Genomic DNA, 15,959 nt, shown 5'->3' with positions numbered 1-15,959 from the left:
CAGAACTGCTCTATATTCCGAGACATAACCAATAACAATACACACGGAAGATCAGGCTATGTCACAACAACGCGTGCTTATCATCGGTGCCGGACAGGCAGGCGGGCAACTGGCGCTTCAGCTTCGGCAAAAAGGATTCACCGGCAGCATTGATCTGTTAGGGGAAGAATCTTCCGCCCCCTATGAACGACCGGCTTTATCAAAGGGAATACTTACCGGCAAGCAAACCACGGAAGATCTGTTACTGTGCCCCGCCGCAGCCTACTCAGAACAGGACATAACCCTGCACCTGAAAACCCGTGTCAAACAGCTCGATCTTGCAAACCGACAGGTACACACCGGCAACGGACAAACGCTGGAATTCGATATTCTGGTCTTCGCTACCGGGGCAACACCCCGCCCTCTGCCGCTGCCGGGCAGCGACCTTCCGGGCGTCCATTTACTACGCACTGATGCTGATGCCATGGCCATTAAACGCCAGCTGCAGGATGCCAGCACGATCGCAATTATTGGTGCCGGCTTCATCGGCATGGAAGTGGCCGCCAGCGCCCGCAGCCTCGGTATAGCCACCCACGTAATGGAAACCGGGCCACGCATCATGTCACGCAGCCTGCCTGCATTCCTTGCGGACAAAATCACAGAGTTACATACCAGCCAGGACAACCGGATTCACTGCAACGCCGGGCTGAAAGGCTTTAACGGTAAAGATCAGGTCACCGCAGTCGAGTTTCAGGACGGTAGCGAACTGAAAGTTGATGCGGTCATCGTCGGCATCGGTGTAACGCCGAACACACAGCTGGCAGAAACCGCCGGGCTAGCCTGTGATAACGGCATCCTGACAGATGCCCGGGGTCAGACCAGTGTTCCGGATGTTTATGCCATCGGTGACTGTGCGGCCAGCTACCTGCCCCGTTACGCCCGCCAGCAACGGCTGGAGTCTTATCAGAATGCCAACCTGCAGGCAGAAAATGTTGTTGCCAATATTCTCGGCACACACAGTGAATACAACCCGGTCCCCTGGTTATGGTCCGACCAGTATCACTGGCAAATTCAGACACTGGGCTTCCCTGCTGAAGCGGAGCAATGGTTACAGCGCGGCACGCTGGAATCAGACCGGAAGGAGATCCATCTGGGCTTTACCGGCGGCAAACTCAACACAGTCGTCAGCATCGCTGAAGGCACCGCTGCCGCGGCGGATGTGAAAGTTCTGCAACGCTTGATAGAGATGGATGCCCAGCCGGATACTGACCAGCTGTGTAATCCGGACATAAAACTCAAAGCGCTCTTAAAACAAACAAAGAACTGAAGAAGGCGCGTTAACAGAGATAGCCCTAGCCTTTACTAAGCAGCTTTTCTGCTTCCCGTCCGATGCAAAACAATGCCTGATCCAGCGCAGCATTCCATGGCTGCGCACAGTTAAGCCGTAAACAGTTTCGGTACTGCTTATTCGCGGAGAACAGCTGACCCGGTGCGATACTGATATTCAGCTCAAATAACCGCTGGCACAGCGCCAGCGTATCAAAACCTCTTGCCAGTTCGACCCACAGTACATACCCGCCGCAGGGCTGGCTGATCCGCGTGCCTTCTGGGAAATACCGAATCACCGCCTGACTGATTCGCTGGATCTGCTCCCGGTAACGGAGCCGGACGTCACGCAAATGCCGCTCATAGCCTCCGTCACGCAGGTAATCCGTCAGCGCCAGCTGCGCCAGTGAATTACTGGACAGGTTGAGAATCTGCTTGAGGTGCTGCAACTTTAACCGTAATGCCGGCGGACTGATCAGCCAGCCGATCCTCAGCCCGGGGGATACGGTTTTGGAGAATGAACTGTAATAAATCACCCTGCCACAATCATCATAACTGTGCAGGCTGCGCGGGCGCTGATCCGTCTGGCTCAGCTCGCCATAAATATCATCCTCAATAAGCATGAAATCAAAGCGTTCAGCCAAACCGATTATCTTTTCTTTATTATCATCGCTAAGTTTGGCACCCAACGGATTCTGGAAGTTTGGCATCAGCAAACAGGCCTTTACCGGCCACTGCCGGGCTGCCATCTCCAACGCCGGTAAACTGATCCCTTCTACAGGATCAGTCGCTACTTCAATAGCTTTCATACCAAGTGACTCAACCGCCTGTAACAGTCCATAGTAAGTGGGCGACTCAATGGCAATCACATCTCCCGGTTCCGCAATGCTGCGTAACGCCAGGGTTAAAGCTTCCTGCGCACCGCCGGTGATCAGAATATCTTCAGTATCCACCTCACTGCCAGCAAAACGCATGCGCCGGGCAATCTGCTGCTTCAGCGCTTCATTGCCGCCCGGTGAGGTGTAACCCGCTGCCCGTTCATCGAACTGACGCACTGCCGAGCTAAGGGACTTTTGCAACGCCCGCATAGGTAAAAAGTCGGTATGCGGAATGGCAAAGCCCAACTGAGCACACTCCTTCTGCTGGCTTAGCTGCCCCAGAAACAGGGTCACCTCACCGGTGGTAACCGGTACCGGCTGAGCCGCAGACAAACCCGCCGCCGGCAAGGTTGTTTCAGGCATGGACGGCTGACACACATAAAACCCGGAACGTGGCCGGGCCGCAATGACACCGTTATCTTCCAGTAGGCGCTGTGCCTGAACCACAGTAGACACGCTGACATCCATACTCTGGCTGAGCTTACGCACCCCGGGCAAACGCTCCCCGAAGCTGAACAAGCCACTGTCTATCTGTTGCTGAATTCGGCCAGCCACTTCCCGGTATAACGCCATGCAGTACAGTTCCTAAAGCCAAGTCCAGTACAGTTTTTAATTCAATCTAAACTGTACTGCTCAAAAAATATTTATTTAAATCTGTATTGAAACACTATACCCCAAATATACTTTTCATACAGCACAAGCCCTGTACTGGATAGCCCTGTACTAGACAGCCCTGTACTGCAAAGCCCCTGTTGGATAGCCCCTGTAACACAGAGCAACAGGCACCCAAAACATCACTTATGCGATCAAAGGAATACAACAATGAAGATCCCTATTTATCAGGTCGATGCCTTCACAGACAGCCTGTTCGGCGGTAACCCGGCAGCAGTATGTATTTTAGAAAGCTGGCCTGCAGATGAGCTGTTACAAAAAATTGCTGCTGAGAATAACCTGGCAGAAACCGCCTACATTGTTACCACAGAAAACGGCTACGATCTGCGCTGGTTCACACCCGCCGTTGAAATAGACCTGTGTGGCCATGCGACACTGGCGGCGGCCTATATTATCTTCCGTTTTATTGAGCCGGCACTGCAGACCGTAAGCTTCAGCACCAAAAGTGGCACTCTGACGGTCAACCGCGAAGCGGAAGACCGCCTTAGTCTGGACTTCCCGGCCAGAAAACCGACCCCGGCGGAAATCACAGACGCCGCCATTAAGGCCATGGGCAAAGCCCCTGCTGAAGCCTGGCAGTCCCGTGATCTGATGCTTGTGTATGAAAATGAAGCGGACATCCTGGCGCTGGAACCTGACATGCTGGCCTTTAAGGAACTGAACAGCCACTTTGCAGTAATTGCCACCGCCAAAGGTGATGAAGCAGACTTTGTATCCCGCTTCTTTGCCCCGCTGGCAGGCATTCCGGAAGACCCGGTCACCGGATCAGCCCACTGCACACTGATCCCTTTCTGGGCGGAACGGCTTGAAAAAGATACCCTGCTCGCCCGCCAGCTCTCTGCCCGCGGCGGCACCCTTTATTGCCAGCATCAGGGAGAACGGGTCACTATGAGCGGCAAAGCGGTACTGTTTATGCAGGGTGAAATTTATCTGTAATCCGTACCGGTGGCAGCCAGCCACCGGCTAAAGCACAGGTCATTACAGCTCTTTGGTCATCACCAGTACATCAGTATTGCGATAATCAACCTGCTCAGTTGCCTGCCATCCTGAGCGGGTGTAAAGGCCTCCGGTTAAGTCCTCTGTCTGCAGATGCAGCCTGGTAATTCCCAGTTGCCGGGCTTTGTCTTCTATTCTGGCCACCAGCGCTGAGGCAATTTTCCGGCCACGGTAAGGCGCATCGACATACACCCCGCCCAGCCAGAACTCTTTCTCCGGGTAAATACTCATTTCCCGGTACTTTAACTGTGCAGCACCCATCAGCACATCACCGTCAACCGCCATCACTATCAGGGGCACCGCATCACGGTTCAGATAATCATTTAACTGCACAGCAAAATAGTCTGCCGGGGGCACTTCAAGCAAATAACCCCATTCCCGGCTATACCAGTCCGCTATAGTAAGACGCGCCTGTGGCCGGTCGGCCAGCAAGATAAACTCCATTCTCCCCTCGCATTCAGTAAAATGGTTAGCCCGTTACCTGTGCAGCTCTGCGCTGCAACCATTCATGAACGGCAATCGCCAGCAAAATCAGCCCACCGCCGAATGCCTGAAGCAACGTGGTAACCTGCCCCAACACCATAAAACCAATCACCATGGCAAACACCGGCTCAGTCAGCTCGATCAGCTGTACAGACTGACTGTTCAGCAAAGTAAGCGCCTTCACAGTACACCAGAAGCCACCAATGGTTGGCAGCACAGCCAGTAATAACAGAACAGGCAGACTGTCAGCAGCAGGCACGCTCAAACCGGCCAGCGCGAACGGCACAGCAAGATAAGCCACACCAAACAACATCAGTGCGAATACCGCAACCAGCCCGCCACCCAGCTCAAAACGTTTAGATAAAACCAGAAATACCCCGTAACCGATGCCAGACAACACCCCGTAGCCTATCCCGGCATAACTGCCCACGCCGATACTGCCCACATCCAGAAAAATCAGCGACAAACCCAGTAGCGACACCCCCACTGAAAATACATCAGCGGCACGCAGCCCCCGTTTTTCAAGCACGGCACTGAAGATAAACGTCGTCACTGTGGAAGTACCGAACAGACAAAACACAACCACCGCCACATTCACATACTGATAGGCAGCAGTCTCAAAGTTGTAGAGCATGAAAAAACCAAAAAAGGCACAAACTGCTGCGTGCCGCCACTTAGCCTGCAAATAACGGATCACCGCTGGCCACTGGCCGCTTACCAGCAACACTGCCCCCAGCACAGCCAGTGCCAGTAAACATTTATAGAAAGCCACCGCCTGCGCTGATAACCCCGCTGTAAACAGATTAACGCTGATAACACCAACCGTTCCGTTGAAAAGTGCCGCCAGGGTCGCTAATACCCCGCCAGCCAACCGTGAATTCACAATCTTAACCTGCTAATTGATTTAAGCCCGGGAAACTCTGTTTAAGAGCGTGTATAACGCTTCAGGCCTAGGGGCTGTCACTGAAATGAACTGACAGAATCCGGGACGGTTGCCGCGATGAATTCTGTAAACCTCTTTGTTACTATGTAACGGATACAGAGGGCGGAAATCCCGGTCCCTCTTTTAACTCTATACTGAGTAACACAGTTCTGTGCGCCGACAGAAGTGTGAAGCCGTACTCCGTATAGATGTAACCCGGCGCTATGCATTACGCTTGCAGCACAACCATACCAAAGCAACACAATTCAGGCATAATGCATACAAATAATAACAAAAGCAACACAATCATGACAAACAAAATTGATAAGATCGCTATTGCCCCGAATAATACCTACCCCATCTATATGGCTGTCGCCAATCAGTTCGAAGCACTGATTAAAAGCAATGAGTACATCTACAATGAACGCCTGCCAGCCTTGCGATTACTGGCCGAGCATCTTGGTGTTGCACTTGATACCGTCAAGAAAGCCTACTCTGAGCTTGAAAGTCGTCAGCTGGTATATTCCCGGGTAGGCAGTGGTACTTACGTCAAATGGCGCCAGTCCGTTAACGAAGAATCCACACTCGGTGAAACATTCATACCACCCAATAGCAATACAATTGATTTAAGCCTGAATGAACAGCTGTTACTGGAGGAGCGCGGCACAGAACTGAGCAACGCCATGGGCCGGCTGGCCCATCAGATACAGCGACTCAACCTGATGACAAGCTACCAGGCACCAGAGCACATCATCCAGCCGCAGCTGGACATTATCGCCCGCTTTATGAATGAACTGGGCATCCCCGCCAACACCCACGACATGCTGCTGACATCCGGCGCCCAGCAGGGCCTGCACCTTATACTGCAATACCTGCTGAATACCGGAGACGTAATTGTCACCGGCCAGCAAGCTTACCCTGGCGTCAAACAGGCAGCTCATCTTTTGGGCCGGACGCTGACGACAGTCGGTCAGGACGCAGATGGCCTGAATATTGATGACCTGGAAACACTGCTCGGGCAACAAACCGTCAGCGCCGTATATATCACCCCTGAATATGACAACCCGACCACCGCAGTAATGAGCCTGCCCCGCCGGGAACGTCTGGCTGAACTGGCCCGGAAGCACAACTTTCTGATCATTGAAGATGGGGCCCTGCACATGCCAGCAAACGGCCTGCCTTCACTGTATTCACTGGCACCGGAACACTGTATTTATTTGTTCAGTTTCTCCAAGATCTTGGCCGGCGGATTACGGCTGGGAACCCTGCTCGCATCAGGACGCAATTACCGGAAAATGGTGGTCGCCCAGCAGAGTCAGTACTGGATGGTATCCCCCTTTCTCAGCAGTCTTGCCTGCGACATGATTCTGCATGGTTCAGCAAAACGCTTACTGGACAAGCAGATTGCCGAACTGGAACACCGTTTTAGCCTGTGCCAGAAAATTCTTGGCGGCTACACAATCAGCGGTCATGCACCGGGCTACCATATCTGGCTGGCGCTTCCGGAACATATCAGCGCCGACCGTTTAGCCAGCAGCCTGAAAAACCACCATGTTGAAATTGCCCCGGCCAAAGCGTTCTGTATGGACAGCACCCCGCCGGCCCATGCAATTCGCATCAGCCTGGCCGGTTCAGTTAATACAGAAGATTTCATCCGCGGGCTGGAAATCATCAGAGAGTGCCTGGAAGACTCCGGACAGGATGCCGACTGGAGTATCATCTGAGTACACCTTTTACAGCACCAGGCATTTCGCAGGTGACCGGCATAACGCCGTCGCCTGCATACGCTTCCTTATAAAGCACCTCACAATTTAAGCTCATCGGGTCATATCACTCTCCACATCACACCCTCTCACATAATTAGCCTTTCCCTATCGAGCCAATAGCCGTTATTTATCAACAACTTACGATTACAAAAACCTATAAGAACCGTAAAAACTATCAATTATAATTAATTAATTTAATTTCTTAATATCTCTCCAAGGTTACGAAACAGCAAATCAATTGCACACTTAAGGAGAGTTACATGTCCCACTCGCTGATCAATACAGAAGTAAAACCTTTCCAGGCAACAGCCTTCAAAGCCGGTGAATTTGTTCCGGTATCCGACGCTGACCTGAAAGGTAAATGGTCTGTGGTGTTCTTCTACCCGGCCGACTTTACATTTGTATGCCCAACGGAACTGGAAGATTTAGCAGACCACTACGCAGAACTGCAAAGCATGGGCGTTGAAGTGTACTCAGTATCAACCGATACACACTTCACCCACAAAGCATGGCACGACACGTCGGACAGTATTCGCAAGATTAACTACCCGATGATCGGTGACCCGACCGGCACAATCACCCGCAACTTCGGTGTAATGATCGAAGAAGATGGTCTGGCGGAGCGCGGCACCTTCGTGATCAACCCGGAAGGCAAGATCCAGATCATCGAAATCAATGCCGGCGCCATCGGCCGCGATGCTTCTGAACTGCTGCGCAAGATCAAAGCTGCACAGTACATCGCGGCACACCCGGGTGAAGTATGCCCGGCCAAATGGAAAGAAGGCGAAGCCACGCTGGCCCCTTCACTGGATCTGGTCGGCAAAATCTGAGCCGCCTGACCACCCGCAGTGCCGCATAAAGCGGCACTGCTCCGGATATCACTTTGCATATGGTCTCAGCCAGACCGGATAAGGAATCACACATGTTAGATGCAAACCTCAAATCACAACTGAACACTTACCTGCAAAACATCGTGCGTCCCATTGAGATTACGGTTGCTACGGATACCTCTGCGGAGCGTCAGGCCAAATCTCAGGAATTACTGACACTGGCCACTGAAATCAGCAGCCTGTCTGAGCACATTACATTACAGGAAGCGATTTCACAGGACCGCACCCCCAGCATGAGCATTGCGCTGGCCGGTGAAGCACCACGGGTAACCTTTGCAGGCGTACCGATGGGCCATGAATTCAACTCACTGGTACTGGCGCTGCTCTACGCCGGTGGCCATCCGCCAAAAGTAGATGAAGCACTGCTGGAGCAGATTCGGAACCTGCCAGGGGAACGTAATTTTGAAACCTATGTATCCCTGTCCTGCCAGAGCTGCCCGGAAACGGTGCAGGCCCTGAACCTGATGGCCCTGCTGAATCCGAATATTAAGCACACCATGATTGACGGTGCGCTGTTCCAGCAGGAAGTGGACAGCAAAAACGTCATGGCGGTACCCAGCATTTACCTGAATGGCGAACTGTTCGGCCAGGGACGCATGACCGCTGACGATATCGTCGACAAGCTGGATGACAGTGCCGCAGAAAAGCAGGCAGACGCCCTGAATGCCAAAGATCCTTACGACGTACTGATCGTCGGTGGCGGCCCGGCAGGCGCATCTGCCGCCATTTACGCGGCCCGTAAAGGCATCCGAACCGGTATCGTGGCAGACCGCTTTGGTGGTCAGGTACTGGACACCATGGCCATTGAAAACTTTATTTCCGTCAGCGAAACCGAAGGGCCTAAACTGGTCGCGAACCTTGAGGCCCACGTTAAAGATTACGAAGTCGATATCATGACCGGCCAGCTGGCCAGCGGCCTAACCCAAACCGGCAACGGCATCAGCGTCGAGCTTAAGAACGGCGCCAGCCTGCAGAGTAAATCGGTGATCATTTCCACCGGCGCACGCTGGAGAGAAATGAACGTACCCGGCGAACAGACCTATCGCGGTAAAGGTGTCGCTTACTGCCCGCACTGCGACGGCCCGTTGTTTAAAGGTAAAAAAGTGGCCGTCATCGGCGGCGGTAACTCCGGCATTGAAGCCGCAATTGATCTTGCTGGCATTGTTGAGCATGTCACCGTGCTGGAATTTGCCGACACCCTGCGGGCGGATGAAGTCCTGCAGCGCAAAGCCCGCTCGATGGCGAATATCGACATTATCAGCAGCGCTATGACCACTGAAGTACTGGGCGACGGCAACCGGGTAACCGGGCTGACCTGGGAAGACCGCACCAACGGCCAGCTAAACCAGCTGAACGTGGCCGGTATCTTTGTTCAGATCGGCCTGATGCCGAATACCGAATGGCTGGGCGACAGCATTGCCCTGACCGACCGGGGCGAGATCCCCGTTGACAACCGGGGTCAGACCTCAGTTCCGGGCGTCTTTGCTGCTGGCGATGTCACCGATGCCGCCTACAAGCAAATCATCATTGCGATGGGCTCCGGTGCAACGGCCTCCCTTGGCGCGTTTGATCATCTGATCCGCAGCAGTGCAGATCAGGAACTGGAAGCAGTGGCCTGATCACTGCCACAGCGAACAAAGGCCCCCTCCTGCTCACGGGTTTCCACGGCCATGGACCTGTGGGCGGGAGGGCCTTTTTTCTTCTGACACAACACCTCACTTCCCCCACGAAATCAGCACACTGCGCGCATAGCTAAAATGAAGCACAGGAACAACGGCCAACAAAACCGGTCATATTCTAAACTGTCTGACTGATAAGGAATTACACATGCCTGCCCAACGCCAGAAAGTCACCTTTACCAGTAACGGCCATCAGCTGGCCGGATTACTTGAAACACCCGAAGTAAACTCCCGGGGCTGCGCCCTGTTTGCCCACTGTTTCACCTGCGGCAAAAATGTCCTCGCCGCCACCCGAATCTCCCAGAGCCTGGTATCACTGGGTTTCTCAGTTCTGCGCTTTGACTTCACCGGCCTTGGCGGCAGTGACGGGGACTTCTCCAACACTAATTTTTCATCCAATGTGAATGATCTGGTCGCCGCTGCTGATTACCTGCGGGAAAACCATCAGGCGCCAGCATTACTCATCGGTCACAGCCTGGGTGGCCGGGCAGTCCTTTCAGCAGCCAACCGGATTCCGGAAGTTGCCGCTGTCGCCACCATCGGCGCACCGGCGGATGCCGCCCATGTGGAGAAACAGTTTGCTGCCCATGTTGAAGAAATCGACACCCAGGGCAAAGCCGATGTCAGCCTGGGCGGCCGCAACTTCACCATTGAAAAACAGTTTCTCGACGACATACGCAACACCAATGATGACATCGAGCAGCTGCGTGTCCCCCTGCTGGTGATGCACTCCCCGCTGGATACCACCGTATCGATTCAGCAGGCAGAGCATATCTACCGCCGGGCAAAGCATCCGAAGAGCTTTATTACCCTGGATACCGCCGATCATCTGCTCACAGACAAAGCCGATGCAGCTTATGCGGCATCCATCATCAGCAGCTGGTCAGAAAAATATCTGGATTCAACACCATTACCGGATGCGCCGGCTGAACAGATCGAAAAAGGTGAAGTACTGATCCGTGAAGGCAATAAACAGTTCCTGAGAGTGGTTCATACCGACCATCACCAATGGCTGAGCGACGAACCGGTTAATGTCGGTGGCGGTAATGCTGGCCCTGACCCTTACGAACAATTATTATCTGCGCTTGGCAGTTGCACGTCGATGACAATACGCATGTACGCCAACCACAAAAATCTGCCGCTGGACGCCGTAAACGTCAGCCTTAAGCACTACCGCCAGCATTGCAGCGACTGCCAGGCGGCAGAGGAAAACAACCCGCGTATTGATGTCATCGAACGTATGATCGACCTTAAGGGCGACCTGACCCCGGAGCAGCGCCAGCGTTTGCTGGAAATCGCTGATAAATGCCCGGTTCACCGAACCCTCGAAGGCCCGATTCGCATAACATCTGCGCTCGTGGAATGACGGCTCTCAGTGCAGAGCCGCCGCTAATCAGACATATTTTACAGGCTACACTCTGTGCTGAAGTTTTTCGAAGGACTGATCGCTCCCTTTCCCGATCATGGCGACCGGCAACCGCCTGACAAACTGTTTGCCTTTTGCCGCTACTACACCCGCGGTGCTGAACCTCAGCTACTGCTGATGACATTACTGACCGCTTCACTGGCCATCAGTGAAGTGATCCTGTTTGGCTTTATGGGGGATCTGGTTGACTGGATCGCCAGCAAAAGCACCGCCGAAATTCTGGCCGAGCACGGTACCCATCTGACCCTGATGGGCATCCTGCTGATGGTGGTTTTACCCCTGCTGGTCTTCTTCCATTCAGCGATCATCCACCAGGGCATTCTCGGCAATTACCCCATGGCCATCCGCTGGTCCATGCACCGTTACCTGCTGAAACAAAGCATCGCGTTTTATCAGAATGACTTCGCCGGACGCATCGCCACCAAGGTTATGCAAACCTCTCTGGCATTAAGAGAAAGCATCACAAAGGTGCTGGATGTCTTTGTTTATATTATAGTTTATTTCACATCGCTGATGGTACTAATCGCCCAGGCAGACCTGTTATTGTTGCTGCCGATGATGTTGTGGCTGGTGTGCTATGTGGCCATTCAGAAGTATTTTCTGCCCCGCTTACAGAAGGTTTCCACGGAGCAGGCAGACGCCCGCTCAATGATGACCGGCGCCGTGGTCGACAGCTATACCAACATCGCTACCGTGAAATTATTCTCCCATACGGACCGGGAAGAAGCTTACGCCAAAGACAGCATGCAGGGCTTCCTGGATACGGTTTACCGGCAAATGCGACTGGTCACCAAGCTGAATGTTCTGGTGCAGATCAATAACTACTTTCTGGTCTTCAGCATCACCGCCCTGTCACTGTATCTGTGGAATGACAACGCCATTACCGCCGGTGCAATCGCTATTGCAGTCAGCCTGGCGCTGCGCCTCAACGGCATGTCCCAGTGGATCATGTGGGAAGTCAGCAACCTGTTCGAAAACATCGGTACCGTTGCAGATGGCATGTCCAGCCTGGCTCAGCCACAAAGTGTACAGGACAAACCCAATGCCCCGGCACTGCAGGTTAGCAGTGGTGAAATCCACTTTAACAACATCAGCTTTAATTACGGCGAGGACATCCCCTTAATCGAAGCCATGAACCTGCGCATCCGCCCGGGCGAAAAGGTCGGCTTAGTGGGCCGCTCCGGTGCAGGCAAGTCCACCCTGGTTAACCTACTGATGCGTTTTTACGATCTGGATGCCGGTAAAATCACCATCGACGGTACCGACATTACCGACGTCAGTCAGGAAAGTCTGCGCAGTCATCTGGGCATGGTTACACAGGATACCTCCCTGCTACATCGCAGCATCCGGGAAAACATCATGTATGGCCGCCCGGACGCCAGTGAAGAAGATATGCGTGCCGCTACCGCGCAAGCCCAGGCTGACCAGTTCATCGACAGCCTGAGCGATCCGAAGGGCGGTACCGGCTACGATGCTCAGGTAGGTGAACGGGGCGTAAAACTCTCCGGTGGTCAGCGCCAGCGGATCGCCATTGCCCGGGTACTGCTGAAAGATGCGCCTATTCTGCTGCTGGATGAAGCCACTTCCGCGCTGGACTCAGAAGTAGAAGCGGCCATTCAGCAGAACCTTACCCGTCTGATGGAGAACAAAACGGTAATCGCCATTGCCCACCGCCTCTCAACCATCGCGGCAATGGACCGGCTCATCGTGCTGGATAAAGGCCGCATCGTTGAAGAAGGCAGCCATCAGGAACTACTTGATAAAGGCGGCATCTACGCCCAGCTATGGGCACACCAGAGCGGCGACTTTCTCGGCGAAGACTGATCTCTTGCTGCAGGCCTGCTGACAACCGTCAGCAGGCTTTTTAGCCAAAACCGGTCAATTTCCGGCACGCTCAGCAGCCACCGCTGCCAGCATAAATTCCGTCGCGCTTCGGGCATGCTGCTCAATCTCAGCATCATCCGGGCGCGCCATCCCCATCAGCACGCCCCCTCTTAATGACAACAGCATACCGGTCCATAGCCGGACAACCCTCCCGGCGTTGCTGAGCCCCATACGCTCACGGAAGAACGCCTCCAGCCTTGCGGATGTATCATCCGGGCCCACTTCACGGAAAGTTGCGGTCATTTCCGGGGCTTTGCCACCTTCTGCCACCAGCAGCCTGAAAGTCGCCAGGTGAACATCGGTCATATGAAAACGCAGGAACCCTAGGGCAAAATTATGCAGCGCCTGCTCAGTATCCGGATCAGTAAGATGGGCCATTACATCCGGCTCAGAGCTTTCCCCCATGTACTGCAGTGTCGCCTTAAAGAGTTCGGTTTTCGATGGGAAATAGCGATACACCGTCTGCTTGGTCACCTGTGCCTGCGCGGCAATCTTATCCATCCCCGCCTGCACAAAGCCCTCTGACAGAAATACCTCCTGCGCTGCCTGCAAAATTGCCCGGCGTTTTTTCTCTTTATTCTGCTCGATTTTGCCCATTATTCCGCCTCAACCAAAAATCATACCTAATAGTATGATTTTCTTGACAAGCCTGCAAACTTAATAAATCATACCAGCCAGTATGATTTATTAAGGATACAACAATGAACTATTCCCTCACCCAAAAACTTACCGCAGGAAACACCCGCGCCAGCGGTATATTAATTGCCCTTGCCGGCGCACTACTGATGAGTTTCGATCCGATCTTTATCCGTTTTTCAGGGGTAAGCGGTTTTGATACAGCCTTTCTGTTCGGCCTGTTCACAGCCATATCTATGCCAGTATTCATCCAGCTGCGGGATGAACGTGGTGTGGTTAAAGCCGTTCGGGAAAGCGGCTGGCCAGTCGTGCTATCCGGCATTCTGATGCTCGGCAGCGCCTCAGCGCTGGTGCTGAGTATTAAGAACACCTCGATCGCCAATACCTTTGTAATTCTAAGCGCAGCACCGGCACTGGCGGCGGTTTTCAGCCGGATATTCCTCGGTGAAGTTACCCGTCGTTCTACCTGGATCGCCATTGTTTCCGTGATGATCGGTATCGCAATCGTGGTCTCCGGCTCATTCGAATCCGGTAATTTACTGGGGGATGCGCTGGCATTGTTCGCAGTCACCTGCCTGTCACTGAACCAGACGCTACTGCGCAAGTATCAAGGCGTCAGCCGTATGGCCAGCGTTGGCCTTGGCGGATTTTTCCTGGCAATCGTGATGTTCTTCCTGGCCTCACCCGGGTCTTTCAGCATGAGCACCTGGATCATCATGGGTGTAATGGGATTATTCACCGCACCGTTTGGCCGGGTGCTGTCTCAGGTTGCCACCCGCTACATCACGGCACCGGAAGTCGGCATGATCCTGATGATAGAAGCGGTGTTTGCCCCGCTATGGGCATTTGGCTTTTTTGGTGAAGTTCCGCCGGTTACCAGCATCATCGGTGGCTCAGTCATCCTGATCACCATCCTGGTTTACGCCATGTCAGCTGCAAAAGAAGGCCGCTAAAGACAAGAAACGAGGAAGCATAAATGAACCGACAACTTACTTTCATTGGCCACATATCTACCCCATACAACACACTGGATGCCTGCCCTAACAACATTTCCTTTGAGGGCCCCGCATGCCAGCTAAAACTGAAACCTGAATACCGCCGTGAGCTCAGCGGGCTGAATGAAGGTCAGAATATTCTGATTCTCTACTGGCTGCAGAACCCGGATGAGTCCGTCAATCAGCCCTACCGTTACACAGGTACCGGAGGATGTGATGACACCGATTCGAAGCGCTCTGGCACCTTTGCCCTCAGGACGCCTCTTCGGCCCAATCCTGTCGGTGCGGCGGTACTGCCTATCCAGCAGATAAGCGACGGGGAAATTACTGTGCGCGGGCTGGATTGTCTGAACAACACCCGCCTGCTGGACATTAAGCCGGCAATTTATCTGGAAGCAGGTAAAGCATCGTAGCGATAAGTCCGAAAAGCGGAGACAAAAAAGCCGAAGAATCAGTCTTCGGCTTTTTCTGTTGCGGACTCAATACAGAGTTCCAGTAAATTGGCGGCACCGGGGCGCACCACGATTCTTGGCCAACCCAGTGGAGGGCGCTGATCCCTGTCGGCATAGGGTGGCGTGGCAACTGCAAGGCCGGCACCGGGATACGGCGCGACGTCTAAGTCAATCTCTACCGCTTCACCGCACGCCATCTCAATAACCAGTGATTTTGCATCAATGGCGACCTTACGGCCGTCTTCCAGAACAGCATATGCCTGATGTTTCTTGTTGTTTTCCATGTAACACTCAACCTGTCTATTACTCAGAGCCGGTCCGCTAATCTATCAGCTTATTGTCTATTGCGTAACGTACCAGACCCGCCGATGTCTGAATTTTCAGCTTATTTTTAATATTCTGCCGGTGGGTTTCTGCGGTCCGGACGGAAATATCCAACTCCCGGGCCACCTCTTTGTTACTGGCGCCTTCCGCCAGCAACTTCAGGACCTCCTGCTCCCGGCCAGTGAGCATTTCTGTTTCACCCGAGCTGGCAGACATTGCTGCGTCTCCCTGCCCAAACAACGACTGAGAAGCACCTGCGCTAAAATAGGTACCGCCACGGTGCACGGTCTGAATCGCAGTAACCAGCTCACCGGAGGAAACATCCTTCAGCACATAACCCGCAGCCCCGCACTGAATAAGCTTAAGAATATACTCACGGTTTTCATGCATACTGAGGATCAGCACCCGCACATCCGGCTGTTCAGCGCGTAAACGCTCGGTGGCTTCAAAGCCAGTCATCACCGGCATGGAAATATCCATCAGCACTACATCCGGTTTAGTTTCAGCAATCAGCGCCAGCGCCTGCTGTCCGTCATTGGCCGCCCCCACCACTTCAAGTGAATCTTCATTTTCCAGCCGGGCAATAATGCCTTCCTGCACCAGCGGATGATCATCCACCAGTACCACCCTGATTTTACTGTCGCTCATGTC

At 53.4% G+C, this 15,959-nt stretch carries 15 protein-coding genes; 9 read left to right on the top strand and 6 right to left on the bottom strand.

The annotated features are described in order from the left end of the window. Window positions 1-58: 58 nt before the first annotated feature. Window positions 59-1,306 carry an NAD(P)/FAD-dependent oxidoreductase gene (locus JYB63_RS02490; RefSeq protein WP_205656225.1) on the top strand — a complete coding sequence of 416 codons (1,248 nt, stop codon included), beginning with the start codon at window positions 59-61 and terminating at the stop codon, window positions 1,304-1,306. Window positions 1,307-1,331: 25 nt separating this feature from the next. Here JYB63_RS02490 and JYB63_RS02485 read toward each other — a convergent pair whose 3' ends face one another. Further along, window positions 1,332-2,756, bottom strand: a complete 1,425-nt coding sequence (locus tag JYB63_RS02485; protein WP_205656224.1) for an aminotransferase-like domain-containing protein — start codon at window positions 2,754-2,756, stop codon at window positions 1,332-1,334. A 249-nt stretch (window positions 2,757-3,005) separates the two neighbouring features. Here JYB63_RS02485 and JYB63_RS02480 point away from each other — a divergent pair, with 249 nt between their 5' ends. Next, the gene (locus JYB63_RS02480; RefSeq protein WP_205656223.1) at window positions 3,006-3,791 is read left to right on the top strand and encodes a PhzF family phenazine biosynthesis protein; all 786 of its coding nucleotides are present in this window, start codon (window positions 3,006-3,008) and stop codon (window positions 3,789-3,791) included. A gap of 42 nt (window positions 3,792-3,833) precedes the next feature. Here JYB63_RS02480 and JYB63_RS02475 read toward each other — a convergent pair whose 3' ends face one another. Beyond that, window positions 3,834-4,295, bottom strand: coding sequence for a GNAT family N-acetyltransferase (locus JYB63_RS02475; protein WP_205656222.1), 462 nt, complete (start codon window positions 4,293-4,295; stop codon window positions 3,834-3,836). Between the two features lie 25 nt (window positions 4,296-4,320). Then, window positions 4,321-5,217, bottom strand: a complete 897-nt coding sequence (locus JYB63_RS02470) for an EamA family transporter (protein ID WP_205656221.1) — start codon at window positions 5,215-5,217, stop codon at window positions 4,321-4,323. 347 nt (window positions 5,218-5,564) lie between these two features. Between JYB63_RS02470 and JYB63_RS02465 the strand changes: the two genes are divergently transcribed. The 5 genes from JYB63_RS02465 (at window position 5,565) to JYB63_RS02445 (ending at window position 12,841) form a co-directional block, all read left to right on the top strand. Next, window positions 5,565-6,980, top strand: a complete 1,416-nt coding sequence (locus JYB63_RS02465) for an aminotransferase-like domain-containing protein (RefSeq protein ID WP_205656220.1) — start codon at window positions 5,565-5,567, stop codon at window positions 6,978-6,980. A 314-nt stretch (window positions 6,981-7,294) separates the two neighbouring features. Further along, window positions 7,295-7,852, top strand: a complete 558-nt coding sequence (gene ahpC / locus JYB63_RS02460) for an alkyl hydroperoxide reductase subunit C (protein WP_431193906.1) — start codon at window positions 7,295-7,297, stop codon at window positions 7,850-7,852. A gap of 92 nt (window positions 7,853-7,944) precedes the next feature. Next, window positions 7,945-9,531: an alkyl hydroperoxide reductase subunit F gene (ahpF, locus tag JYB63_RS02455; protein ID WP_205656218.1), complete on the top strand. Its 1,587-nt coding sequence runs from the start codon at window positions 7,945-7,947 to the stop codon at window positions 9,529-9,531. Between the two features lie 208 nt (window positions 9,532-9,739). Beyond that, window positions 9,740-10,957, top strand: a complete 1,218-nt coding sequence (locus tag JYB63_RS02450; RefSeq protein ID WP_205656217.1) for a bifunctional alpha/beta hydrolase/OsmC family protein — start codon at window positions 9,740-9,742, stop codon at window positions 10,955-10,957. 54 nt (window positions 10,958-11,011) lie between these two features. Continuing rightward, complete coding sequence (locus tag JYB63_RS02445) at window positions 11,012-12,841, top strand: ABC transporter ATP-binding protein (RefSeq protein WP_336510839.1); 1,830 nt, start codon at window positions 11,012-11,014, stop codon at window positions 12,839-12,841. A 54-nt stretch (window positions 12,842-12,895) separates the two neighbouring features. On the opposite strand, the gene JYB63_RS02440 is transcribed toward JYB63_RS02445, so the two are convergent. Beyond that, entirely contained in the window at window positions 12,896-13,498 is a 603-nt protein-coding gene (locus JYB63_RS02440; protein ID WP_205656216.1) for a TetR/AcrR family transcriptional regulator, read from the bottom strand. Between the two features lie 104 nt (window positions 13,499-13,602). Here JYB63_RS02440 and JYB63_RS02435 point away from each other — a divergent pair, with 104 nt between their 5' ends. Further along, a complete protein-coding gene (locus JYB63_RS02435; protein WP_205656215.1) occupies window positions 13,603-14,490 on the top strand; it encodes a DMT family transporter in 888 nt (295 codons plus the stop codon). A gap of 23 nt (window positions 14,491-14,513) precedes the next feature. After that, on the top strand, window positions 14,514-14,945 hold the full coding sequence (locus JYB63_RS02430) for a TrmO family methyltransferase domain-containing protein (protein WP_205656214.1): 432 nt from the start codon (window positions 14,514-14,516) through the stop codon (window positions 14,943-14,945). Window positions 14,946-14,983: 38 nt separating this feature from the next. Here JYB63_RS02430 and JYB63_RS02425 read toward each other — a convergent pair whose 3' ends face one another. Beyond that, window positions 14,984-15,268 carry a hypothetical protein gene (locus tag JYB63_RS02425; RefSeq protein WP_205656213.1) on the bottom strand — a complete coding sequence of 95 codons (285 nt, stop codon included), beginning with the start codon at window positions 15,266-15,268 and terminating at the stop codon, window positions 14,984-14,986. Between the two features lie 37 nt (window positions 15,269-15,305). Further along, complete coding sequence (locus JYB63_RS02420) at window positions 15,306-15,956, bottom strand: response regulator transcription factor (protein WP_205656212.1); 651 nt, start codon at window positions 15,954-15,956, stop codon at window positions 15,306-15,308. Between the last annotated feature and the right edge of the window lie 3 nt (window positions 15,957-15,959).

The sequence above is a fragment of the Aliamphritea spongicola genome (genome assembly GCF_017051665.1).
Classification (GTDB): domain Bacteria; phylum Pseudomonadota; class Gammaproteobacteria; order Pseudomonadales; family Balneatricaceae; genus Amphritea; species Amphritea spongicola.
Note: the sequence above shows the minus strand (reverse complement) of the source record. Positions and strands in the feature narration are given on the sequence as shown.

Excerpts from the sequence above, each read along its gene's own strand:
- JYB63_RS02490 (WP_205656225.1), top strand. The coding sequence starts at position 59 with ATGTCACAACAACGCGTGCTTATCATCGGTGCCGGACAGGCAGGCGGG.
- JYB63_RS02485 (WP_205656224.1), bottom strand. The coding sequence starts at position 2,756 with ATGGCGTTATACCGGGAAGTGGCTGGCCGAATTCAGCAACAGATAGAC.
- JYB63_RS02480 (WP_205656223.1), top strand. The coding sequence starts at position 3,006 with ATGAAGATCCCTATTTATCAGGTCGATGCCTTCACAGACAGCCTGTTC.
- JYB63_RS02475 (WP_205656222.1), bottom strand. The coding sequence starts at position 4,295 with ATGGAGTTTATCTTGCTGGCCGACCGGCCACAGGCGCGTCTTACTATA.
- JYB63_RS02465 (WP_205656220.1), top strand. The coding sequence starts at position 5,565 with ATGACAAACAAAATTGATAAGATCGCTATTGCCCCGAATAATACCTAC.
- ahpF (WP_205656218.1), top strand. The coding sequence starts at position 7,945 with ATGTTAGATGCAAACCTCAAATCACAACTGAACACTTACCTGCAAAAC.
- JYB63_RS02450 (WP_205656217.1), top strand. The coding sequence starts at position 9,740 with ATGCCTGCCCAACGCCAGAAAGTCACCTTTACCAGTAACGGCCATCAG.
- JYB63_RS02440 (WP_205656216.1), bottom strand. The coding sequence starts at position 13,498 with ATGGGCAAAATCGAGCAGAATAAAGAGAAAAAACGCCGGGCAATTTTG.
- JYB63_RS02435 (WP_205656215.1), top strand. The coding sequence starts at position 13,603 with ATGAACTATTCCCTCACCCAAAAACTTACCGCAGGAAACACCCGCGCC.
- JYB63_RS02430 (WP_205656214.1), top strand. The coding sequence starts at position 14,514 with ATGAACCGACAACTTACTTTCATTGGCCACATATCTACCCCATACAAC.
- JYB63_RS02425 (WP_205656213.1), bottom strand. The coding sequence starts at position 15,268 with ATGGAAAACAACAAGAAACATCAGGCATATGCTGTTCTGGAAGACGGC.
- JYB63_RS02420 (WP_205656212.1), bottom strand. The coding sequence starts at position 15,956 with ATGAGCGACAGTAAAATCAGGGTGGTACTGGTGGATGATCATCCGCTG.